The organism is Streptomyces sp. NRRL F-6676 (assembly GCF_000725625.1).
Lineage (GTDB): Bacteria > Actinomycetota > Actinomycetes > Streptomycetales > Streptomycetaceae > Streptomyces.
Genome location: NZ_JOHS01000125.1, coordinates 1 through 837 on the forward strand (window position 1 = coordinate 1; position 837 = coordinate 837).

Annotated in this window: 1 protein-coding gene; it reads left to right on the plus strand. The window is 67.9% G+C overall.

Features of this window, described 5'->3' with window-relative positions:
* Positions 1–27 precede the first annotated feature (27 nt).
* Positions 28–824, plus strand: a protein-coding gene (locus IO29_RS38270; protein ID WP_106969955.1) for an IS5 family transposase whose coding sequence is annotated in 2 segments (ribosomal slippage) — positions 28–363 and positions 366–824 — 795 coding nt in all. Because the reading frame shifts where the segments join, the coding sequence is not laid out codon by codon here.
* Positions 825–837: the final 13 nt, after the last annotated feature.

Consider the following 837-nt stretch of genomic DNA (forward strand, 5'->3'; position numbering starts at 1 on the left):
CTGTCTAGGTAATCTGCTGCCGTGCTGATGGTCGAGCGGATGGTGCCGGACGAGTTGTGGGAACTGTTCCAGCGGGTTGTGCCGCGCGCGCCGACACGCCCTCAGGGTGGTGGCCGGCGGCGTCACGGAGATCGTGAGGTGCTGGCTGCGATCGTGTTCGTGGCCACCACCGGCTGCACGTGGCGGCAGCTCCCGCCGGTCTTCGGGCCGTCCGGGCCGACCGCGCACCGCCGCTTCACCGAGTGGACCAAGGCCCGGGTGTGGGCCAAGCTGCACCGCTTGGTCCTGGACGAGCTTGGCTCGCGCGGCAACCTGGACTGGTCGCGATGCGCGATCGACTCGGTGAACATGCGGGCCCTGAAAGGGGGGACCTGACAGGTCCGAATCCTGTGGATCGGGGCAAGAAAGGATCGAAGATCCACTTGATCACCGAACGCACAGGACTGCCCATCTCGGTCGGCATCTCCGGTGCGAACACCCACGACAGCATGGCCCTGCAGCCGCTGGTCCGGGGCATCCCGCCGATCCGCTCCCGCCGCGGCCCTCGCCGGCGGCGCCCCGCCAAACTGCACGGCGACAAGGGGTACGACTACGACCACCTGCGGAGGTGGCTACGCGGCAGGAACATCACACCCCGCATCGCCCGCAAAGGCGTCGAGGCATCGAACCGCCTCGGCCTACACCGCTGGACCATCGAACGCACCGTCGCCTGGCTTGCCGGCTGCCGCCGACTCCACCGCCGCTACGAACGCAAGGCAGAACACTTCCTCGCCTTCGCCGCGATCGCGTGCACCTTGATCTGCTACCGCCGACTCGCCAAATGAGACGACCTCTTAG